Origin of the sequence: Tibeticola sediminis, from assembly GCF_003843835.1 — a bacterium.
Taxonomy (GTDB): Bacteria; Pseudomonadota; Gammaproteobacteria; order Burkholderiales; family Burkholderiaceae_C; genus Tibeticola; species Tibeticola sediminis.
Genome location: NZ_RKQL01000001.1, coordinates 590,347 through 612,074, shown reverse-complemented (window position 1 = coordinate 612,074; position 21,728 = coordinate 590,347). Strand labels below are relative to the sequence as shown.

Here is a 21,728-nt window from a genome sequence, read left to right as displayed (position 1 = left end):
CTTGGTTATGAGGACTTCAGGCTGGCGTAGAGGTTGGTCGCGCGATCCATGACGCTCAACAGGTTCTCGCTGGTTACGAAAACGTCGGACAGCGACTTGGCGGTGGCTGCTGCCGCTGTTCCCGACTGCAGGCGATCCAGGGCCTGGTCAAAGAAGATCCACTGACCATCGGCTAAGTTGAGCTCATCGCGGATGCGGGGCGTCGCTTCGGGTGCACCACGCAGCGTCGTCATCGCGGAAGTGAACTCGCTGCGGGCCTTGGCAATCTCCGCAACTGCTGTTGAGGCATCGACGGACAACACCGCTGCGTAGTAGAACTTCGCCATTCGCTGCGACAGCATGCGCTGGCGGCCGGCGATGTTGACCAGCTTGCCGAGCGGTCGGCCCATGGCAGCCTCGTATTGCAGTGTGCCCTGGTGTGCCAAGGCAAGAACGAGGGCGTCCGCTTTGAGCACAGCGGCCGCGCCAGTCTTGCTTGGCGAGGCACCAACAAGCGCGGTCTTGTATTCGCTCCAGGCCGCATCAAGACCGGTGTAGGTCTTGAGGATTTCGCTGGACGGCGCAAAGGCCTTCAGTTCGACCAATTGGCGGTCGAACAGCGCCATCGACTTGTCAAGCACGTCCTGGGCCGATCGGACCTCAGTCTTGTGGAGCAATGCGAACCAAGCCTTCGCCATGCGCTGCGAGAGCATACGCTGACGGCCGGCCTTGTTGATGGCATCGGAGAGGTCGCTGACCTGGGCTTGCGCGAGCAGCGGCAAGGCCGTGGACAGAATCAGCAGGTCGCGTCGTTTCATGGTCAGTCCTCAAGCCTCGACAACCGCGACCGGCTGGAACTGCCGGGTGTCCACAGCCGCTTTGTCGAGTTCGAGCCAGGGGTCGGGCTCGCCGTCGAGCGCGAACTGAAGCTGCTCCCACAGCGCCCGGCGCCCCTCGGCGTCTTCAACGATGCGCTGTTTGACATAGTCCAGACCGACGCGGCCGACGTAGTGCACGGTGCGTTCCAGGTACCAGCCTTCGAGGCGGTAGAGCTGGAGGAAAGCACCGCTGTATTCCAGTACCTCCTGCGGCGTCTTGACCTTGACGAGGAACTGCGCCACTTCGGTCTTGATGCCGCCGTTACCGGCGACGTAGATTTCCCAGCCGCTGTCCACGCCGATCACGCCCACGTCCTTGATGCCGGCTTCGGCGCAGTTTCGGGGGCAACCGCTGACGGCGAGCTTGACCTTGTGCGGCGCGTACATGCGCCAAAGGGCGCGCTCTAGATCCTTGCCCATCTGCGTGCTGTCCTGCGTGCCCATGCGGCACCACTCGCTGCCGACACAGGTCTTGACGGTGCGCAGCGCCTTGGCATAGGCGTGGCCGCTGGGCATGCCGATGTCGCGCCAGACGTTGGCCAGGTCCTCTTGTTTGACGCCCAGGAGGTCGATGCGCTGCCCGCCCGTGACCTTCACCGTGGGAATTCGGTACTTGTCAACGACGTCGGCGATTCGGCGCAGCTCGGCGGCGGTGGTCTCGCCACCCCACATGCGCGGGACAACGGAGTAGGTGCCGTCTTTCTGGATGTTGGCGTGGGCGCGCTCGTTGATGAAGCGGCTCTGCGGATCGTCCTTGGCCTCTTTGGGCCAGGTGGAGATGAGGTAGTAGTTGATGGCCGGACGGCAGGTGGCGCAGCCATTGGGCGTGCGCCATTCCAGGAAGCGCATGGTGTCGGCAATCGTCAGCAGCTTCTGCGCCCGGATGGCGTCTCGGACCTGCTGGTGGCTGTGATCCGTGCAGCCGCAAATGGCCTTCTTTTTCGGCGTGGCCGAGTAGTCACCGCCGGCGGTAAACATCAAGAGCTGCTCGACCAGGCCGGTGCAGGAACCGCATGACGCACTGGCCTTGGTGTGTTTACGCACTTCGTCGAGGGTAAAGAGGCCTTTTTCTTGAATGGCTTTGCAGATGGCACCCTTGGTCACGCCGTTGCAGCCGCAGACCTCGTCGCTGTCGGCCATGGCCGCAGCTTTGTTCTGGCCCTGGTGGCCCGTGTCGCCGATGTTGCTCTCGCCGAACATCAGCTTGTCACGGATGTCGTGGATCTTGCGGCCTTCCCGCAGCAACTTGAAGTACCAACTGCCGTCCACCGTGTCGCCATACAGGCAGGCGCCGACGAGCCGGTCGTCTTTGATGACGAGTTTTTTGTAGACCCCACCGATCGGGTCAGACAGAACGATTTCTTCGCAGCCCTCACCGCCCATGAAGTCGCCGGCGCTGAACAAGTCAATGCCGGTGACCTTGAGCTTGGTGGAGGTGAGTGAACCGGTATAGCGGCCGATGCCGAACTCGGCCAAGTGCGTGGCCAGCACCTTGGCTTGCTCGTACAGCGGTGCCACCAGACCATAGGCGACGCCGCGGTGCGACGCGCATTCGCCCACCGCATAGATGCGGGGGTCGGTCACGGTCTGCATCGTGTCGCTGACCACGATGCCGCGGTTGACATGCAGGCGCATCTTCTCGGCCAACTCGGTGTTGGGACGGATGCCGACGGCCATCACCACCAGGTCGGCCGGCACCTCGCGTCCATCCTTGAACCGGACCGCCCGGACCCGCCCATCGGTGCCACCCACCAGTTCTTGCGTCTGCGCGCCGATCAGGAACTGCATGCCGCGCGCCTCGAGCGACTGTTGCAGCAGCTTGCCCGCGACCTCGTCGAGCTGGCGCTCCATCAGCCAGGGCGCGACGTGCACCACGCTGACCTGCATACCGCGCTTGAGCAGGCCATTGGCTGCTTCGAGGCCCAGCAGCCCGCCGCCGATCACGACGGCGTGCCGGTACTTCTGCGCCGCTTCGATCATGGCCTGGGTGTCGGCAATGTCGCGGTAGGCCAGCACCCCCTCCAGGTCCTTGCCAGGGATGGGCAGGATGAAGGGCTTGGAGCCGGTTGCCATGATCAGGCGGTCATAGCCAGCGGTGACGGTCTCACCTTGCGCGTTCACGCCGGTCACCAAGCGCTTGACGCGATCGACCTCGGTCACCAGGAAGCCGGCATTGAGCGCGATGCCGTGCTCGGTGTACCAGGACCAGTCGTTCAGCACGATCTCTTCCAGCGTCTGTTCGCCGGCCAGCACCGGCGAGAGCAGGATGCGGTTGTAGTTGGGGTGCGGTTCGGCGCCGAAGACCGTGATGTCATACAGGTCCGGCGCGATCCGGAGCAGCTCTTCAAGCGTGCGCACACCGGCCATGCCGTTGCCGACCATCACCAGTTTCATTTTTGCCTTGGGGTTGACGCGCATATCCATGGGGTGCTCCTCAAGCGGCTTTTTCCACGTGCGCCTGGCGCGCGTAGAGGAAGTCGATCACCGCTTTGCGGCAATGCAGGTAGGCGGGGTTCTCGGCCAGTTCGACCCGGTTACGCGGGCGGGGTAGATGCACCGGCAGCACTTCACCGATGGTCGCGGCCGGTCCATTGGTCATCATCACAATCTTGTCGCTCAACAGCACGGCTTCGTCCACATCGTGCGTGACCATGACCACCGTGGCCTGGGTCTTGGCTACGATTTCGAGCAGCTCGTCCTGCAGCTTGGCGCGGGTCAGCGCATCGAGTGCGCCGAAGGGCTCGTCCATCAGCAGCACCTTGGGCTCCATGGCCAGCGCGCGCGCGATGCCCACGCGCTGCTTCATCCCCCCGGAAATCTCGCCGGGGCGCTTCTGCGCAGCGTGGGTTAGGCCCACGAGCGCGAGCGCGGCATCGGTGCGCTGGCGCAGTTGCGCCCTGGACTCCGCGGCTACACCTGTGCTTTTGTTGGCGGCGCCAAAGACTCGCTCGACACCCAGATGCACGTTTTCCCAGCAGGTCAGCCAGGGCAGCAGCGAGTGGTTCTGGAACACCACAGCCCGCTCGGGGCCGGGCCCGGCGACTTCCCGGTTGTCACAGAGCAGCACCCCGGCGCTGGGAGCGGTGAGCCCGGCGATGAGGTTGAGCAGCGTGGATTTTCCGCAGCCCGAGTGACCGATGAGGGCCACGAATTCACCCTTGCCGATCGTCAGGTTGATGTCGCGCAGGGCTTGAAACGGTCCCTTCTTGGTTTTGAAGGTTTGCGCCACGCCCTGGATTTCGATATATCGGCTGGTCTTGGGTGCGTTCATGATTTCACCTCGTCGAACGTGAAGGCGCTGGCGAGCTTGATGAGGGCGAACTCGAGCACCAGCCCGACGATGCCGATCACGAAGATGGCCACGATGATGTTCTTGACGTTGAGGTTGTTCCACTCGTCCCAGACCCAGAAGCCAATGCCCACGCCGCCGGTCAACATCTCGGCGGCGACGATCACCAACCAGGCGGTTCCCACGGCCAGCCGTACCCCGGTGAGCATGTAGGGCAGTACGGATGGGAAGAGGATCTTGGTGAGAATCTTCCATTCGGAGAGTTGCAGCACGCGGGCCACGTTCATGTAGTCCTGCGGCACCCGCTGCACGCCGACGGCGGTATTGATGACCATGGGCCAGATCGAGCAGATGAAAATGGTCCAGATCGCAGCTGGGTTGGCCCCTTTGAACATCAGCAGGCCGATCGGCAGCCAGGCCAGGGGCGAGACCGGACGCAGCAGGCTGATGATTGGGTTGAACATGCGTGCGAGGAACGTGAAGCGCCCAATTGCAAAGCCGGCGGGTATTCCGACCAGCGCCGCGAGGCCAAAGCCCAGCGCCACGCGTTGTAGGGACATCAGCACGTTCCAGCCCACGCCCTGGTCGTTCGGGCCGTTGCGGTAAAACGGGTCAGAGAACACCTCGACCGCCTGCTTCCAGGTCTCGAGCGGGCTGGGGATGCGGCCGGCCGTGGAGATGGCCACCAGCGCCCACAACACCACCAGCAAGCTCAGACCGACGAAGGGTGGGAGGACGAGCAGCCAAAAATCCCGTGTTGGGCCACGCCGCTCGTCTGTCTGGGCAAGCGCGGGTGCTGCAGCTGTGGTTTTTGAAAGATTTTGCATGGACCCCGTCGTGGAATGGTGTGTTTCTGCTATTGAATTAGAAGCAATTGGCGGGGTGGCCGGGCCATCGAAGGGCCCGTGAAAGACGGCGCTGACCATGGTGGTGACTCCTGGGGTGAGGGGTTTCACGCCTTGATGGCAAACGATTCGGCGTACTTGGCAGGGTCCTTGCCGTCCCAGACCACGCCGTCCATCAGCTTGCTGCTGCGCATGGGGTCTTTGGGCACGCTGATGCCCATCGCGCTGGCGACCGACTTGTAGAGCTCGATCTGGTTGACCTGTTTGGCGATGGCGAGGTAGTCGGGGTGGCTCTTGATCAGGCCCCAACGCTTGTGCTGGGTGATAAACCACATGCCGTCGGACAGGTAGGGGAAGTTGACCTTGCCGTCATTGAAGAACTTCATGTGGTTGGGGTCGTCCCAGGTCTTGCCCAGGCCGTTTTGGTAGCGGCCCAAGATGCGCTGGTTGATGGCGTTGACATCGGTGTTGATGTAGGACTTTTGCGCCACTGTTTCAGCCATCTTCAGTTTGTTTTGCAGGGAGGCGTCGATCCAGCGGCTGGCTTCGAGCACTGCCATCATCACGGCGCGCGTCGTATTGGGGTATTTCTGGGTGAACTCGGCCGTCGTACCCAGCACTTTTTCGGGGTGGTCTTTCCAGATGTCCTGCGTGGTGTTGGCGGTGATGCCGATGCCGTCCATGATGGCGCGGTGGTTCCAGGGCTCGCCGACACAGAAGCCGTCCATGTTGCCCACGCGCATGTTGGCGACCATCTGCGGTGGCGGCACGGTGATCAGCTTGGCGCCCGAAAGCGGGTTGATGCCCGCCGCCGCCAGCCAGTAGTGCATCCACATGGCGTGTGTGCCGGTGGGGAAGGTGCCGGCGAAGGTGTATTCACGAGGGTTCGCGGCCATGTACTTCTTGAGCGATGGGCCGTCGACCGCGCCCTTGTCGGCCAGCGCCTTGGACAGGCTGATCCCCTGGCCGTTGTGGTTGATGCCCATGAGCACGGCCATGTCTTTCTTCGGCCCGGCCGTGCCCATGTGTACGCCGTACACCAGGCCGTAGAGCACATGGGCGAAATCCAGTTCCCCGTTGACCAGCTTGTCGCGCACGCCAGCCCAGCTGGCTTCCTTGGTCGGCACGATGGTGACGCCGTACTTTTTGTCAAAGCCGAGCACATTGGCCATGACCACACTGGCACAGTCGGTCAGTGGAATGAAGCCGATCTTCACCTCCTTCTTCTCCGGCGCGTCCGAGCCAGCGGCCCAAACGGGGTGGTAGCCCAGGCTCGCGAACAAGGCCGCGCCGCCTGCGGTGCGCATGAAACGACGCCGTGTCGTGGCGGCTTCACGGGTCGGCGTCGTAACGAGGGGGATGGGCTTGGCAGACATGGGACTCTCCTAGAGCAAAAAAACCAGATACCGGAAACGCAAACGGCGTCCATCGCTTGACCCTGGTTCTGGGTCGAGCAACGGACGCCGTTGTCCTTGGATCGCGCCGGACCGCCGTTGGCCCCGCGCGTTGGTTCACCATATGCAGGTACCGTGCCAGGGCTCTTTTGCCGAAGATCAGCCGCTTTCGGCGGCCGGGCAGGCCCTCCTGGCTCAGCGGGTTGGTGGTGTATGCCCTACAACGGGTTTGCCGGCGCGCCGTTGTGGTGCGTGCTTGTTCAATTGGCCCGTTTTTTGTGCATTGCAGCAGCTCGGTCAGCGGGGCTCAGTCGGAAGCATGGGCGCCATGGCCAACAGCGCTTCTGCGACCTCCACCAAGCGCTTACCCTGGTCCATCGCCAGGCGTCGCAGGGTGCTGTGGGCGTCTTCCTCGCTGAGCTGTCGGTGGGCCATCAACACGCCTTTGGCGCGTTCGATGAGCTTGCGTTCCTGTAGGCTCGCCCGCACCGCTTCGAGTTCGGCGCTCATTGCCTGCAACTGCTGGGCCTGTGCGTGGACGAGTTCGTGGACCGAGCGCTCGAGCTGGGGCCCGACGGCGCCCGCGCTGGCTTGGACGGGGGGCGCAGAGCCGCCGACGGCATCGGCAAAGAATTCGAACGCGTCTGCGCCCAGGCTGGCCTCGCCGCGCGCGAGCCGGGTCTGCAGGCCGCGCAGGTCGTCGTTCGCAGCGCGCAGCCGTTCCCGGCACCGCGCTTGCAGTTCGGCCGTGAGTTCGACTTCGATGCCGCGCATCGCGTCGAGCCGTTGGGTGCAGGCGTCAAACCAGCTCTGGCTGGCTTCGACGTCGAGGGGCTGTGTGGGCGGCGTGCTGAGCAGCACGCGGCGCAGGCGCTCGAGCGTGGCGACGCCTTCGACGGTCTGCAGGTCGCGCCAGCGGGCGCGCAGCGACTCGCCGGAAAACTCAGCGAACACCAGAAAGCACCGCTCCTGCGAGTCAATCAGCCGCATGAGCCGCTGCTGGGCCTCGGCCTGCGCCTGGCCAGCGGCGAACAGAGCCGACCCGGTGGCACGCTCCTGCCCGGCGAGTTCCTTGCCTTGGGAGAAATTGAACAAAGCCACCAGCAGGCGGGAGATGGCCGGATCCGCCGCGCTGTCTGCCGCTTCGAAGACGACCGCGAGCAGGGCATCGATGAGCCGCGCGTAAGCTGCAGAGGTGCGGACGGTGTTCTCTGCACAGGCCAGTACCCGCTGGCGCAGAGCATCGAGCACGGACAGCCCCTGCGCTGCCAAGGCGACCCGTGCAAACAGCCGCGCCCCGTGTGCGGCCGGATGCGCCTCGACGTCCAGCCCCTCGAAGGTCTGCGCGGATAACTGAACCAGCTGATCGGTTAGCCGGTGTTGCGCCATCAGTGCTTCAAGGGAGCGGCTGCCGCCCGAGGCGAGGTAGAGATTGGACAGCCCCCGCTCGCGCTGCAGCGCATGCACGAGGCCGCCGATACCATCGACCAGCCCGGAGGTTTGCGCCAGCCGCTTGAGCTCGGCGATCTCGCAGCGCTTGGCGTCGATCAGGTAGTCGAGACTGGTTTTCATCGCGTGTGCAAGCTCGGCGACGTTGGACATGGCGAGATCGCAGCAAGTTGTGTGCCGTGCGCGTCTTGCCGCTCCCGCGGGACCCTTTCCCCACGCGTACACTCGCCCGATGCTGGTTCTGGGTATCGAATCCTCCTGTGATGAAACCGGGGTGGCGCTGGTTGAGGCGCTGGGTGCGGGGGTGCCGCGCTTGCGCGCGCATGCCTTGCACAGCCAGATCGACATGCACCAAGCCTATGGCGGCGTGGTGCCCGAGCTTGCCAGCCGTGACCACATCCGCCGCGTGTTGCCGCTCACCCGCGAGGTGCTGCGCGAGGCGGGCTGCGGCGTGGATGCCATCGACCTGGTGGCCTACACCCGCGGGCCGGGGCTCGCGGGCGCGCTGCTCGTGGGCGCGGGGGTGGCCTGTGCGCTGGCGGCGGCGCTCGAAAAACCCGTTCTGCCTGTGCATCACCTCGAGGGCCATCTGCTCTCGCCGTTCCTGAGCGCGGACCCGCCCGAGTTTCCGTTCGTCGCGCTGCTGGTCTCGGGCGGACACACGCAGCTCATGCGGGTCGACGGCGTGGGCCGCTACGAGTTGCTGGGTGAGACCATCGACGACGCCGCGGGCGAAGCCTTCGACAAATCGGCCAAACTGCTTGGTTTGCCGTACCCCGGCGGGCCGGCGCTATCAACGCTGGCCGAGGGCGGTGATCCGGCCGCCTTCAAGCTGCCGCGGCCGCTGCTGCACAGCGGCGATCTGGATTTCTCCTTCGCCGGTCTCAAGACGGCGGTGCTCACCCAGGTGAAGAAGCTCGGCCCCGCGCTCGACGACCCGCAGGTGCGCGCCGACCTGGCGGCCAGCACGCAGGCGGCCATCGTGGAGGTGCTGGTGAAGAAGTCCCTGGCCGCGCTCGACGCCACCGGTCTGCAGCGCCTGGTGGTCGCCGGCGGCGTGGGTGCCAACCGCGCATTGCGCAGCCAGCTCGACGCGGCCTGCGCGCGCCGCGGCGTTCGGGTGCACTACCCCGAACTGCATTTGTGCACCGACAACGGCGCCATGATTGCGCTCGCCGCCGCGCTGCGCGTGCAGGCCGGGGTGGCGCGCCCGCAACGCGGCTACGCCTTCGACGTGCAGCCGCGCTGGCCGCTCGAGGCCATTGATTTTTGATCGAAATCGCCGCTATGCCGGCGTGTTACGGTGCTTTCATGCTATTGAAAAAGGAGTAAAAATTGTACGCTTCGCGTCGAAAAGTTCTCGCTCGGATCGCGGCCCTCGGGGCCTTGCCCTGGGGTGTATCGGCCCGCGCGCAAACGGGCAACGCCGCTGCCCCGATTCGACTGGCCCTGATCGAGGGGCTCAGCGGACCGTTCGCCAACGCCGGTGAGGCGGTTTGGCGCAATCTGCTCTGGGCCTGTGAGCGCGTCCATGCGCGCGGTGGGGTTGTGCTGCCCGGAGGTGCTCGACCGCTCGAGTTGGTGCGCTACGACAGCAAGGGCCAAAACGAGGAGGCGATCGCCGCGCTGCGTTCGGCGATCGAGTCGGGTGCGCGCATCGTGCTGCAGGGAAATTCGTCGGCCAATGCGGCGGCCCTGATCGATGCGATCGAAAAGCACAACGAGCGCGATCCCGAGCGCCAAGTCCTGTTTTTGAACTATTCCGCCGTCGATCCGGTGCTCACCAACGAGCGTTGCAGTTTCTGGCATTTCCGCTTCGATGCCCACGCCGAAATGCGCATGAAGGCGTTGATGAGCGTGCTGCGCGAGGACCGCGCGGTGCAAGGCGTCTACCTCATCGGGCAAGACTACAGCTTTGGCCAAGCGGTGCTGCGCCTCGCCCGCCAGCAGCTGGCTGCCGAACGGCCGGATGTGCGCATCCTCGGGGAGGAGTTGCACCCGATGGGCCGGGTCAAAGATTTCTTGCCTTACGTTGCCAAGATCAAGGCCAGCGGCGCGCAGGCGGTGATTACCGGCAACTGGGGGAACGACCTCACCTTGCTCGTGCGCGCCGCACGCGAGGGGGGCTTCGACGGCAAGTTCTATACCTTCTATGGCAACGCCCTGGGCACGCCCGCGGCCATTGGTGAAGCCGGCGTCGGCCGGGTCCTGGCCGTGGCCGACTGGTTGCCCAACGTTCCCGACCCTGCGGCCGAGGCGTTCTACCGCAGCTTCCGCGCCCGCTTCCCCAAGCCGGCCGACGACTACGTCCACATGCGCATGCAACTGATGATCGAAGCGCTGGCACAGTCGATCGAGCGCGCGGCGACCGTGCAGTCCCGCGCCGTGGCACTGCAGCTCGAGCGGGCCGACGTCGCCCTCGCGGGGCAGCGCGGAACGATGCGCGCGGTCGACCACCAGTTTCAGCAGCCGCTCGTCGTCGGCCTGATGGACCGTCAGGGCACACCCGGTGTGCCCTTCGATGTCGAGGGTTCGGGCTACGGGTTCCGGGTCATCCGCCGGCTCTCGGCCGATGACGCCTCGTTACCCACGACCTGCCGCATGCGGCGGCCTCAGCTCGCGTAGCCGAGACAGGCGCCGGCGTTCGGCCGGCCCTTGCATTCGCGCTTGAGCCGTCGGTCGCGCTCGGCCGTCGTCTCCGCCGAACCCTTGTCGAAGATCGCGCGCGGGTGGGCTTCACCCTTCGGGTGGACGGTGGCTTTGCGCCGTTTTTTGACGGGGTGATCCAGGTTGGCGAGGTTCGTGGGGTCGGTCGCAGCCGGCGCGGGCAGTCCTACGGCCAGGCATAGGGCCAGGCAGATGGCGGCGGGGGCGCGGCGCGTGCGGCGGCTGGTCAGTCGGGCAAAGGGCAGGGTCGGCATGGCAGCGAGTGGGGTTGTACCGCTTGAACGGGGGTGGGGGTCTCTCGGTGCAAGTTTGGCATGATCTCGTTCCCACGCCCAGCCTCGATTTGGAGTTTCGTTCCATGCGCGCAGCCGTTCGCGAACTCAGTCCCTCCCTGATCCGGGAGGTAGCCAATGCCGGCATCGGCCGCAGCGACGTGCTGCCTTTTTGGTTCGGCGAAAGCGACGAGGTCACACCCGCGTTCATCCGCGAGGCGGCCATTGCCTCATTGCAGGCGGGGGAGACGTTTTACGCGCACAACCTGGGCTTGCCCGAGTTGCGCGAGGCGGTGGCGCGCTACATCAGCGACTGGCACCCCGCAATTGGCGTCGATCGCATCGCCATCACCGCGGGTGGTGTCAACGGGCTCATGATCGCCATGCAGGCGCTGGTGGATCCGGGCGACGAGGTGGTCGTCGTCACGCCCGTGTGGCCCAACCTCACGGCGCAGCCGCACATCCTCAGTGCTCGACTGCGCTGTGTGCCCCTGCGCCCCGCAGGCAGCCCTGGTGGCGAGTGGTCGCTCGACCTCGAGGTCCTGCTCGCAGCGATCACCCCGCAGACGCGGCTGCTGGTCGTCGTTCAGAGCTTTTCCAAGAGTTTCTTGATGACGGGATGGCGGCTCGGTTGGTTGGTGATGCCCGCCTCGCTCACCGAGCACGTCGGCAAGCTCATCGAATTCAACACCTCGTGCAATTCGGTTTTCACCCAGCGGGCGGCGATCACCGCGCTCGAGCGAACGGATGAACTCACGCCGCGCTTGGTCCGCCATCTCCGATCGGGCCGCGATCGCTTGGTTTCGGCGCTCGCGCGACTGCCGCGCCTGCAGGTGTCGGTTCCGCGGGGCGGCATGTATGCGTTCTTTCGCTTGGAAGGCTACGAGGATTCGCTGATCTTGGCCAAACGGTTGGCTGCCGAGGCGGGATTGGGCCTCGCCCCCGGCGCCGCTTTCGGCCCTGAAGCCCGCAGCTGGCTGCGCTGGTGCTTTGCGTCGCGCGATCTCGATCGCCTCGACCGCGGCGTCGAGCGGCTCGATGCTTGGCTCGCCGCTCAATCAGGCAATCCTCGGGCGCTGTGACGAAGGCGGGCGGGAGGGACTCGTTCAGCGTTGCCCTATAATTCCAAAGCTTTGCATGGTGCAAGGCGCACGCCCGCGGCCCGTTCAGTCGCTGGCGCAAGTCACAAGTCGATTCCGACAATTTCCAAGGAACCTCTCATGATTTCTTCTTCCGTCAAAGCCGAGGTCGTCAAGGCCAACGCCCGCAGCGCCAACGATACGGGCAGCCCTGAGGTGCAAATTGCGCTGCTCACGGCGCGTATCAACGAGCTGACGCCGCACTTCAAAACCCACGCCAAAGACCATCACGGCCGTCGCGGTCTGCTGCGTCTGGTGAGCCGTCGCCGCAAGCTTCTGGACTATCTCAAGAGCCGCGATGCCGCCCGCTACGTGGCGCTGATCAACAAGCTTGGTTTGCGCAAGTAAACCTTTCGGCCAGGCAACACCGTTTGGCCATGCGTACAAAACGCCTGGGTTAGGTTTCTAGCTCAGGCGTTTTTCACTTCGAGGTTCGTTCATCGGATGCGCGCTGTGTCATTCCAAGAGGGCTCGACTGCAGAGTTCTGCTGGAATGGCATCGTGTTCGGGTAACGAGCTCGGGCAACCGGCGCGGCCTCATGCGCCACCGTTCTCATCAGGAGCACCCACCATGTCCATGTTCAACAAAGTCACCAAGACCTTCCAGTGGGGTCATCAAACCGTCACCCTCGAGACGGGTGAAATCGCGCGTCAAGCCACCGGAGCGGTCGTCGTCAACATCGACGACACCGTCATCCTCGCGACCGTCGTCGCCTCGAAGACCGCCAAGCCCGGGCAGGATTTCTTCCCCCTGACCGTCGATTACACGGAAAAAGCCTATGCCGCCGGCAAGATTCCGGGCAGCTTCTTCAAGCGCGAAGGCCGCCCCAGCGAGTTGGAAACGCTCACCAGCCGTCTGATCGACCGGCCGATCCGTCCGCTGTTCCCCGAGGGCTTTTACAACGAGGTTCAGGTCATCATCCATGTGTTGAGCCTCAACCCCGAGGTTCCGGCCGACATCCCCTCGATGATCGGCGCCAGCGCGGCGCTGGCCATCAGTGGCATCCCTTTTCATGGCCCGATCGGCGCCGCCCGTGTGGGCTACGTCAACGGCGCGTATGTGCTCAACCCAGGGCCGACGCAACTGGCCAACAGCCAGATGGATCTCGTCGTCGCCGGCACCGAAAGCGCCGTCTTGATGGTCGAGTCCGAAGCCCAGCAACTGCCCGAGGAGGTCATGCTCGGCGCCGTCGTGTTCGGTCATGAACAAGGCAAGATCGCGATCGAAGCGATCCATGAACTCGTGCGCGAGGCGGGCAAGCCGCTGTGGGACTGGAAGCCCCCCGTGCGTGACGAGACCTTGATCGCCAAGGTGAATGCTTACGCCGAGGACAAGCTTCGTGCGGCCTACCAGATTCGCAACAAGCAGGCGCGCACCCAGGCTTGCCGCGAGGCCTACGCAGCCGTGATGGCCGACCTTCAGGCCGAGGGCATCGAGTTCGATCCGGTCAAGGTCGAAGCCTTGCTCTTCGAGATCGAGTCGCGCATCGTCCGCAGCCAAATCCTTGCTGGCGAACCGCGCATCGACGGGCGCGACACCCGCACGGTGCGTCCGATCGAGATTCGCCATGGCGTGCTGCCGCGCACCCACGGTTCGGCGCTGTTCACCCGGGGCGAGACGCAGGCTTTGGCCGTGGCAACGCTCGGTACCGAGCGCGACGCCCAGCGCATCGACGCCCTTGCAGGCGAGTATGAAGACCGCTTCATGCTGCACTACAACATGCCGCCGTTTGCAACCGGTGAGGCTGGGCGCTTCGGTTCGCCCAAGCGCCGCGAGATCGGCCACGGCCGCTTGGCCAAGCGCGCGCTCGTTGCCGTGTTGCCAAGCAAGGACGAGTTCCCCTACACCATCCGGGTCGTCTCTGAAGTCACGGAATCGAACGGTTCCTCCTCGATGGCCTCGGTCTGCGGGGGGTGCTTGGCGCTCATGGATGCGGGCGTGCCGCTCAAGGCGCATGTCGCAGGCATCGCGATGGGACTCATCAAGGAAGACAACCGGTTTGCCGTGTTGACCGATATCTTGGGTGACGAAGACCATCTGGGCGACATGGACTTCAAGGTGGCTGGGACCACCACGGGCATCACGGCCCTGCAGATGGACATCAAAATCCAAGGCATTACCAAGGAAATCATGCAGGTGGCCTTGGCTCAGGCGAAGGAAGCCCGGATGCACATCCTCGCCAAAATGCAGGAGGCGATGGGCGAAGCCAAGGCCGAGATTTCGGACTTTGCTCCGAAGCTCTACACGATGAAGATCAACCCCGAGAAAATCCGGGACGTCATCGGCAAGGGCGGCGCGGTCATCCGTGCACTGACCGAGGAAACCGGCACTCAGATCGACATCGGCGAGGACGGAACCATCACGATCGCCGCGACCGACGGCGCAAAGGCCGCCGAGGCCAAGCGCCGCATCGAGGAGCTGACCGCCGAAGTCGAGGTCGGCAAAGTCTATGAAGGCCCGGTGACCAAGATTTTGGACTTCGGTGCACTCGTCAACGTTCTGCCCGGCAAGGATGGGCTGCTGCACATCAGCCAAATTTCGCACGACCGGGTCGAGAAGGTTTCCGATTACCTCAAAGAGGGCCAGGTTGTGCGGGTGAAGGTTCTCGAGACCGACGACAAGGGTCGCGTCAAGCTGTCGATGAAGGCTTTGGCAGATCGTCCGGCGCCCGCATCGGAAGGCGGGCAGGGCTGATGCCCAGGGGCTCCGGGTTCGGTCCGGAGCCTCGTTTTCGATTGTTTGGCTAAGCCCCGATGAAAGTCATCGAAATCGCAGCGCCCGGCGGCCCCGAGGTTTTGCGGGTCGCCGAGCGCGAAATCCCGCGGCCGGGCCCGGGCGAGGTGCTCATCCGTGTCCATGCCAGCGGTGTGAACCGCCCCGATGTCTTGCAGCGCAAGGGCGCCTATCCGCCGCCACCCGGCGCTTCGGACATCCCTGGGCTCGAGGTTGCTGGCGTCATCGTTGCTGGCGATGAGCCGGCCATGCGCGCCGCGGGCCTCGCGGTAGGGCAATGCGTCTGTGCCTTGCTGTCGGGCGGGGGCTATGCGCAGTATTGCGTGGCACCCGTGGGCCAGTGTCTGCCGGTCCCGGCCGGGCTGTCCGACGAGGAGGCGGCCGCCTTGCCCGAAACCTTCTTCACCGTCTGGAGCAATGTTTTCGATCGCGGCCGGCTGCGTTCGGGCGAGGTGCTTCTGGTGCAAGGAGGGGCGAGCGGTATCGGCGTCACTGCCATTCAGCTGGCGCGCGCGTTTGGCGCCAAAGTCATCGCGACCGCGGGCAGTGACGAGCGCTGCGAAGCGTGTCGGGCGCTTGGGGCCGACGCAGCCATCAATTACCGGACGCAGGATTTCGCCGCTGAGGTCCTTCGGTTCACCGAGGGCCGGGGCGCGGATGTGGTGCTCGACATGGTGGCCGGCGCATATGTCGCCCGGGAGGTGGGCTGCCTGGCCGAAGACGGGCGGCTCGTCATCATTGCGACCCAGGGCGGCGCTCAGAGCGGCTTTGATGCCGGTGTGCTGATGCGGCGCCGCCTAACCATCACCGGCTCGACCTTGCGGCCCCGCCCGGTCGCATTCAAGGCTGCCATTGCCGCGGCCTTGCGCGAACACGTCTGGCCCTTGCTGGAGCGCGGCGCGGTTCGGCCTGTGATTCATGCGGTTTTCCCTGTCATTGAAGGCGGCGACACCGACTCGAACGGCGCTGTCCACGCGCACGCGCTGATGGAGTCTGGGCAGCACATCGGCAAGATCGTTCTCACATGGAATCACGATGAGCAGCAATAAACGCAAACTCATTGCCGGCAACTGGAAGATGAACGGAAGCCTGGCGTTCAACGAAGCCTTGGTGACCGGCATCCACGAGGGGCTGGCGCGGGCAATACCTCAATGCGATGTGGCGGTTTGTCCGCCGGCACCGTATCTGCAGCAGGTCCGATCCTTGCTGGAGCAGGGGGGGGCGGTCGAACTCGGCGCTCAGGATCTGTCCATGCACGACAGCGGTGCGTACACCGGCGAGGTTTCGGCCGCGATGCTGCGCGACTTCGCGGTTCGCTACGTGATCGTTGGACACAGCGAGCGCCGCAGCTACCACGGAGAGACGGATACCCACGTCGCGATCAAGGTGCAAAAAGCGCTGGCCGCAGGCCTCACGCCCATCGTCTGTGTCGGTGAAACGCTGGCGCAGCGCGAGGCGGGTTTGACGGAGGTGGCCGTCAAACAGCAGCTCGCAGCGGTCATCCATCTCAATGGTCACTGCATCAGCGAGATCGTCGTCGCTTATGAGCCGGTCTGGGCGATCGGCACGGGCCGAACCGCCTCTCCCGAGCAAGCGCAAGAAGTGCATGCGGTGCTCAGAGCACAGCTGCGTGCGGCAAGCGAGCGCGCCGATCGGATCCGCATTCTCTATGGGGGCAGTATGAACGCGGCCAACGCCGCGGCCTTGCTCGCCCAACCGGACATCGACGGCGGGCTGATCGGCGGAGCCTCGTTGAAAGTGCCAGACTTTCTTTCCATCATTGCAGCGGCGGGCTGATTTCGATCTTTCGCCTCTTTGGAACTTCACTCATGACCATCCTCGTCAAACTGCTTCTTGTCATTCAAGTCCTCAGCGCACTTGGCATGATCGGCCTCATCCTCATTCAGCACGGCAAGGGTGCCGACATGGGGGCGGCCTTCGGCAGCGGCGGCTCCGGCAGCCTCTTTGGTGCGAGCGGCAGCGCCAACTTCCTCTCGCGCACCACTGGGGTCTTGGCGACCGTGTTCTTCGTGTGCACGCTGATGCTGGCCTATTTCGGTCACATCCGCGCCGTCCCGTCGGGGGGCACGAGCGTGCTCGAGTCCGCTGCGGTCCCGGCTCCGGCCGCCAGCGCGGCGGTCCAGATTCCTTCGGGAATCTCGGCGCAGCCGGCCGCACCGACTTCCCAGCCCGCGTCGTCGGCGGCTCCCGCACGCTGAGTCCTACGCCAGTCTGAAAAATACCCCTGAAAGCCTAAAACCAGGGTCTTTTCAGGCTACAATCCCGGCTGTCTCGAATGCCTAAGGCTCAAGGCCGAAGCATCGAAGCCGTCTCCAGCCGACGTGGTGAAATTGGTAGACACGCTATCTTGAGGGGGTAGTGGCGAAAGCTGTGCGAGTTCGAGTCTCGCCGTCGGCACCAACATCTGGAGCAATGCGGTCGCAGCGCGACGGCATTCGCCTCCAAACCTGAAGACCAATCATGAGACTCGACCAGTATCTTCCTGTCCTGTTGTTTTTGCTGGTTGGCATTGCAGTCGGGGTTCTCCCGTTGGTCTTTGGTTATCTTCTCGGGCCCAATCGCCCGGATCCCGAGAAAAACTCCCCCTACGAGTGTGGTTTCGAGGCGTTCGAGGACGCGCGCATGAAGTTCGATGTGCGCTATTACCTCGTCGCAATCCTCTTCATTCTTTTCGACCTCGAAATCGCCTTTCTCTTCCCTTGGGCTGTCGCCTTGCGCGATGTGGGCCTGACTGGGTTTGTCGCGGTTCTCATCTTCCTTGCCATCCTCGTCGTCGGCTTTGTCTACGAGTGGAAAAAGGGTGCCCTGGACTGGGAATGAGTCTGGTCAACCGGAGTCGCTGAGATGATCGAAGGTGTTCTGAAGGAAGGGTTCATCACCACGAGCTACGACACCGTGGTGAATTGGGCCAAGACGGGTTCTTTGTGGCCAATGACCTTCGGGCTTGCTTGCTGCGCCGTCGAGATGATGCACGCAGCGGCCGCTCGCTATGACCTAGGTCGCTTCGGTGCTGAGGTGTTCCGCGCGAGTCCCCGCCAGAGCGACTTGATGATCGTCGCCGGCACGCTGTGCAACAAGATGGCGCCGGCTCTGCGCAAGGTGTACGACCAAATGAGTGAGCCGCGCTACGTCTTGTCCATGGGGTCTTGCGCCAACGGCGGGGGCTACTACCACTACAGCTATTCGGTCGTCCGGGGCTGCGATCGGATCGTGCCGGTGGATGTGTATGTTCCGGGCTGTCCACCCACCGCGGAGGCGTTGATCTACGGGATCATCCAGCTCCAGCAGAAGATCCGCCGGACTCAGACGATCGCACGCGTGTGAAAGGTTCAGGCAAATGACGGCTCCAGCGGATTCGGTCGAGATGCTTCGTGCATCGATCGCGGCAGTGTTGGGTGAGGATGCGGAGTCGGTTTCCGTATCCCGCGGCGAGGTCACCGCGGTTCTTCGGGCAGACCGCTACCTCGAGGCCATGGCACGACTTTGCGACGATCCGCGGAGTCGGTTCGAGCAATTGATCGACCTCTGTGGGATCGACTATTCCGCGTATCGGGATGGCGAGTGGACCGGGCAGCGGTTTGCGGTGGTCGTTCATCTGCTGTCCATTTCGCTCAATCATCGTCTCCGTGTCAAGGTTTATTGCCCGGACGATGAGTTTCCCGTGATGCCCTCGGTGACCAAGCTGTGGAACTCGGCGAACTGGTTTGAGCGTGAGGCATTCGATCTGTTCGGCATCGTTTTCGAAGGGCACGAAGACCTGCGCCGCATCTTGACCGACTACGGGTTCATTGGGCACCCGTTCCGCAAGGAGTTCCCGCTGTCGGGCCATGTGGAGATGCGCTACGACGCGACGCAGCGACGCGTCGTTTATGAGCCCGTCAGCATCGAGCCTCGGGAGATCACGCCCCGGATCATCCGTGAGGATGGCTACGGCGGACTTCACTGACGCGCCTACCCTTTCAGAGCCATGGCCGATATCAAAAACTACACCCTGAACTTCGGGCCACAGCACCCTGCCGCGCACGGTGTGATGCGTTTGGTGCTCGAACTCGACGGCGAGGTCGTCCAGCGTGCCGATCCGCATATCGGGCTCTTGCACCGCGCGACCGAAAAACTCGCTGAGCACAAGACCTTCATCCAGTCGCTGCCGTATATGGACCGGCTGGACTATGTCTCCATGATGTGCAACGAGCACGCCTATTGCTTGGCGATCGAGAAGCTGCTGGGTATCGAGGTTCCGCTGCGGGCGCAGTACATCCGGGTCATGTTTGCCGAGATCACTCGGATCCTCAACCACCTGATGTGGTTGGGTTCCCATGGAAACGATTGCGGCAGCTCGACCATCTTGATCTACACCTTCCGTGAGCGCGAAGACCTCTTCGACATGTATGAAGCGGTCTCCGGCGCTCGCATGCACGCCGCATACTTCCGGCCGGGGGGCGTCTATCGCGACCTGCCCGACCGCATGCCGCAGTATGCGCCGAGCAAAATTCGCAGCGCGAAGGCGGTCGAAGAGCGCAACGCCAACCGGCGCGGCTCGCTGCTCGACTTCATCGACGATTTCACCCAAAGGTTCCCGAAGTGCGTCGACGAGTACGAGACGCTGCTCACCGACAATCGAATCTGGAAGCAGCGCACGGTCGGCATTGGCGTGGTTACCCCGGAGCGCGCTCTGAATCTCGGCTTGACGGGGCCGATGTTGCGCGGCTCTGGTATCGCTTGGGACCTGCGTAAAACCCAGCCGTACGAGGTGTACGACCGCCTCGACTTTGCCATCCCCGTGGGCGTGACGGGGGATAGTTATGACCGCTATTTGGTGCGCGTCCAAGAGCTGCGCGAGTCGAACCGAATCATCAAACAATGCGTCGACTGGCTCCGAGCGAATCCCGGCCCGGTGATCACGGACAACCATAAGGTGGCCCCGCCCTCGCGTGAGGCGATGAAGGCCAATATGGAAGACCTCATCCATCACTTCAAACTGTTCACCGAGGGTTTCCATGTCCCGGAGGGCGAGGTCTATGCGGCGGTCGAGCATCCAAAGGGAGAGTTCGGGATTTACCTCGTGAGCGACGGTGCCAATAAGCCCTACCGGCTCAAGATCCGGCCGCCCGGCTTCGTCCACCTCTCTGCCTTCGACGAACTCGTACGCGGGCACATGCTGGCCGACGCCGTTGCGATCATAGGCACGCTCGACATTGTTTTTGGAGAGATCGATCGATGATCCCGGAAGCGACAAAGGCGCGGTTTGACCGCGAGGTGGCCAAGTATCCGCCGGAGCAGCGCCAGTCGGCCGTGATGGCTTGCTTGGCCATCATCCAACAAGAGCAGGGCTACGTCAGTCTCGAGGCGGAGCGGGATCTTGCCGAGTACCTGGGCATCGCGCCCATGGCGGTTCACGAGGTCACGACGTTCTACAACATGTACAACCGAGAGCCCGTGGGCCGGTACAAACTGAATGTTTGTACGAACCTGCCATGTCAGCTCCGTAACGGCGGGCATGCGCTCGAGTATCTGGCTCAAAAGCTCGGCATCGGGGTTGGCGAGACGACTCCTGATGGGCTCTTCACGTTGCAGCAATGCGAGTGTCTCGGCGCTTGCGCCGACGCGCCCGTCATGCTGGTCAACGACCGCAGCATGTGCAGCTTCATGACGGACGAACGCCTCGATCAGTTGGTCGACGGGCTCAAAGCAGCCGAGGTGCAGAAATGAGCGCGTCTGAAGTGCTTGAACGGTTCCGGGCCCAAGGTACCGAGACCTGCTTTCATGGCCGGCATATTTCCCCGCAGATCTACGCCGGTCTCGACGGGCGGAATTGGCGGCTCAAGGATTACGAGGCGCGCGGCGGTTATCAAGCCTTGCGCAAGATCCTCGGACTGGATGGCGGGCCGGGCCTGACCCCGGAGCAGGTCATCGCCGAAGTGAAAGAGTCGGCCCTGCGTGGTCGCGGTGGCGCGGGCTTCCCGACCGGCTTGAAGTGGAGCTTCATGCCGCGGCAGTTTCCGGGGCAGAAATACCTGGTGTGCAATTCGGACGAAGGCGAGCCGGGTACTTGCAAAGACCGCGACATCCTCAACTACAACCCGCACCTGGTGATCGAGGGGATGGCGATCGCAGCCTATGCGATGGGCATCACCGTGGGGTACAACTACATCCACGGCGAGATTTTTCAGACCTACGAGAGGTTCGAGGAAGCGCTAGCGGAGGCCCGCGAGGCCGGCTATCTGGGCCCGCGCATCCTTGGGACTGATTTCAGTTTCGAGCTCTACGCGCACCACGGTTTTGGCGCCTATATCTGCGGTGAAGAAACGGCTCTGCTCGAGTCGCTCGAGGGCAAGAAGGGTCAGCCACGGTTCAAGCCGCCCTTCCCCGCAAGCTTTGGCTTGTATGGCAAGCCCACGACGATCAACAACACCGAGACCTTCGCGGCGGTGCCGTGGATCATTCGAAATGGGGGGAAGGCCTATCTCGAATGTGGTAAGCCCAACAACGGGGGCACCAAGATTTTCTCCATGGTTGGGGATGTCGAGCGCCCTGGGAACTATGAAGTCCCGATGGGCACGCCGTTTTCGAAGCTCCTCGAACTCGCGGGGGGCGTGCGTGGCGGCCGGCCTTTAAAGGCCGTGATTCCCGGTGGTTCGTCGGCGCCGGTTTTGCCGGCATCGATCATGATGGACTGCACGATGGACTATGACTCGATCGCGAAAGCAGGCTCCATGCTTGGCTCGGGCGCAGTCATCGTCATGGACGACACGCGTTGCATGGTTCGGTCGCTGTTGCGGCTGAGCTACTTCTATATGCACGAGTCCTGCGGGCAATGCACGCCCTGTCGTGAAGGCACTGGCTGGCTTTGGCGCATCGTCGACCGCATCGAACACGGCCAAGGGCGGCCGGGCGATCTGGATTTACTCGACAACGTGGCGCACAACATCATGGGCCGCACGATTTGTGCCCTCGGTGATGCGGCCGCAATGCCGGTGCGCGGAATGCTCAAGCACTTCCGATCGGAATTCGAACACCACGTGGAGCACGGAACCTGCCTGGTTTCCGCTCACGGCTGACTG

Annotated in this window: 21 protein-coding genes and 1 tRNA gene; 15 read left to right on the top strand and 7 right to left on the bottom strand. The window is 63.7% G+C overall.

What is annotated here, in order from left to right:
- Positions 1–5: 5 nt before the first annotated feature.
- The 6 genes from EDC62_RS02900 to EDC62_RS02875 form a co-directional block, all read right to left on the bottom strand.
- Positions 6–797, bottom strand: coding sequence for a type IV pili methyl-accepting chemotaxis transducer N-terminal domain-containing protein (locus tag EDC62_RS02900; protein ID WP_124220267.1), 792 nt, complete (start codon positions 795–797; stop codon positions 6–8).
- 9 nt (positions 798–806) lie between these two features.
- Positions 807–3,281: a nitrite reductase large subunit NirB gene (gene nirB / locus EDC62_RS02895; RefSeq protein ID WP_245968723.1), complete on the bottom strand. Its 2,475-nt coding sequence runs from the start codon at positions 3,279–3,281 to the stop codon at positions 807–809.
- A gap of 10 nt (positions 3,282–3,291) precedes the next feature.
- The gene (locus tag EDC62_RS02890; protein WP_124220264.1) at positions 3,292–4,128 is read right to left on the bottom strand and encodes an ABC transporter ATP-binding protein; all 837 of its coding nucleotides are present in this window, start codon (positions 4,126–4,128) and stop codon (positions 3,292–3,294) included.
- On the bottom strand, positions 4,125–4,973 hold the full coding sequence (gene ntrB, locus EDC62_RS02885; RefSeq protein ID WP_425469938.1) for a nitrate ABC transporter permease: 849 nt from the start codon (positions 4,971–4,973) through the stop codon (positions 4,125–4,127). The genes EDC62_RS02890 and ntrB overlap by 4 nt, the downstream gene beginning before the upstream one ends.
- A 125-nt stretch (positions 4,974–5,098) precedes the next feature.
- Positions 5,099–6,298, bottom strand: a complete 1,200-nt coding sequence (locus EDC62_RS02880) for a CmpA/NrtA family ABC transporter substrate-binding protein (protein ID WP_124221112.1) — start codon at positions 6,296–6,298, stop codon at positions 5,099–5,101.
- A gap of 384 nt (positions 6,299–6,682) precedes the next feature.
- Positions 6,683–7,987, bottom strand: a complete 1,305-nt coding sequence (locus EDC62_RS02875) for a nitrate regulatory protein (protein WP_245968722.1) — start codon at positions 7,985–7,987, stop codon at positions 6,683–6,685.
- A gap of 79 nt (positions 7,988–8,066) precedes the next feature.
- Here EDC62_RS02875 and tsaD point away from each other — a divergent pair, with 79 nt between their 5' ends.
- Complete coding sequence (gene tsaD / locus EDC62_RS02870; protein ID WP_124220260.1) at positions 8,067–9,107, top strand: tRNA (adenosine(37)-N6)-threonylcarbamoyltransferase complex transferase subunit TsaD; 1,041 nt, start codon at positions 8,067–8,069, stop codon at positions 9,105–9,107.
- Between the two features lie 62 nt (positions 9,108–9,169).
- Complete coding sequence (locus EDC62_RS02865) at positions 9,170–10,459, top strand: branched-chain amino acid ABC transporter substrate-binding protein (RefSeq protein ID WP_124220258.1); 1,290 nt, start codon at positions 9,170–9,172, stop codon at positions 10,457–10,459.
- On the opposite strand, the gene EDC62_RS02860 is transcribed toward EDC62_RS02865, so the two are convergent.
- Positions 10,447–10,755: a hypothetical protein gene (locus tag EDC62_RS02860; RefSeq protein ID WP_124220256.1), complete on the bottom strand. Its 309-nt coding sequence runs from the start codon at positions 10,753–10,755 to the stop codon at positions 10,447–10,449. The genes EDC62_RS02865 and EDC62_RS02860 overlap by 13 nt on opposite strands.
- A gap of 104 nt (positions 10,756–10,859) precedes the next feature.
- On the opposite strand from EDC62_RS02860, the gene EDC62_RS02855 reads away from it, so the two are divergent.
- The 13 genes from EDC62_RS02855 (at position 10,860) to nuoF (ending at position 21,725) form a co-directional block, all read left to right on the top strand.
- Entirely contained in the window at positions 10,860–11,855 is a 996-nt protein-coding gene (locus EDC62_RS02855) for an aminotransferase class I/II-fold pyridoxal phosphate-dependent enzyme (protein WP_124220254.1), read from the top strand.
- Between the two features lie 138 nt (positions 11,856–11,993).
- Positions 11,994–12,260, top strand: a complete 267-nt coding sequence (gene rpsO, locus EDC62_RS02850) for a 30S ribosomal protein S15 (RefSeq protein ID WP_124220252.1) — start codon at positions 11,994–11,996, stop codon at positions 12,258–12,260.
- 223 nt (positions 12,261–12,483) lie between these two features.
- Positions 12,484–14,607 (top strand): polyribonucleotide nucleotidyltransferase, encoded by a 2,124-nt coding sequence (gene pnp / locus EDC62_RS02845; protein WP_124220250.1) that lies wholly within the window; start codon positions 12,484–12,486, stop codon positions 14,605–14,607.
- Positions 14,608–14,666: 59 nt separating this feature from the next.
- A complete protein-coding gene (locus EDC62_RS02840; RefSeq protein WP_124220248.1) occupies positions 14,667–15,695 on the top strand; it encodes an NAD(P)H-quinone oxidoreductase in 1,029 nt (342 codons plus the stop codon).
- Positions 15,682–16,443: a triose-phosphate isomerase gene (gene tpiA / locus EDC62_RS02835; protein WP_124220246.1), complete on the top strand. Its 762-nt coding sequence runs from the start codon at positions 15,682–15,684 to the stop codon at positions 16,441–16,443. Before EDC62_RS02840 ends, tpiA begins: the two co-directional genes overlap by 14 nt.
- Before the next feature lie 32 nt (positions 16,444–16,475).
- Positions 16,476–16,865, top strand: coding sequence for a preprotein translocase subunit SecG (gene secG / locus EDC62_RS02830; protein ID WP_124220244.1), 390 nt, complete (start codon positions 16,476–16,478; stop codon positions 16,863–16,865).
- 117 nt (positions 16,866–16,982) lie between these two features.
- A tRNA-Leu gene (locus tag EDC62_RS02825) sits at positions 16,983–17,067 on the top strand.
- A gap of 60 nt (positions 17,068–17,127) precedes the next feature.
- Complete coding sequence (locus tag EDC62_RS02820) at positions 17,128–17,487, top strand: NADH-quinone oxidoreductase subunit A (protein ID WP_124220242.1); 360 nt, start codon at positions 17,128–17,130, stop codon at positions 17,485–17,487.
- A gap of 24 nt (positions 17,488–17,511) precedes the next feature.
- Positions 17,512–17,991, top strand: coding sequence for a NuoB/complex I 20 kDa subunit family protein (locus EDC62_RS02815; RefSeq protein ID WP_124220240.1), 480 nt, complete (start codon positions 17,512–17,514; stop codon positions 17,989–17,991).
- A 13-nt stretch (positions 17,992–18,004) separates the two neighbouring features.
- Complete coding sequence (locus EDC62_RS02810) at positions 18,005–18,613, top strand: NADH-quinone oxidoreductase subunit C (RefSeq protein ID WP_124220238.1); 609 nt, start codon at positions 18,005–18,007, stop codon at positions 18,611–18,613.
- Positions 18,614–18,634: 21 nt separating this feature from the next.
- Positions 18,635–19,888, top strand: a complete 1,254-nt coding sequence (locus EDC62_RS02805; protein ID WP_124220236.1) for an NADH-quinone oxidoreductase subunit D — start codon at positions 18,635–18,637, stop codon at positions 19,886–19,888.
- On the top strand, positions 19,885–20,376 hold the full coding sequence (gene nuoE, locus EDC62_RS02800; protein ID WP_124220234.1) for an NADH-quinone oxidoreductase subunit NuoE: 492 nt from the start codon (positions 19,885–19,887) through the stop codon (positions 20,374–20,376). Before EDC62_RS02805 ends, nuoE begins: the two co-directional genes overlap by 4 nt.
- Entirely contained in the window at positions 20,373–21,725 is a 1,353-nt protein-coding gene (nuoF, locus tag EDC62_RS02795; RefSeq protein WP_124220232.1) for an NADH-quinone oxidoreductase subunit NuoF, read from the top strand. The genes nuoE and nuoF overlap by 4 nt, the downstream gene beginning before the upstream one ends.
- Positions 21,726–21,728: the final 3 nt, after the last annotated feature.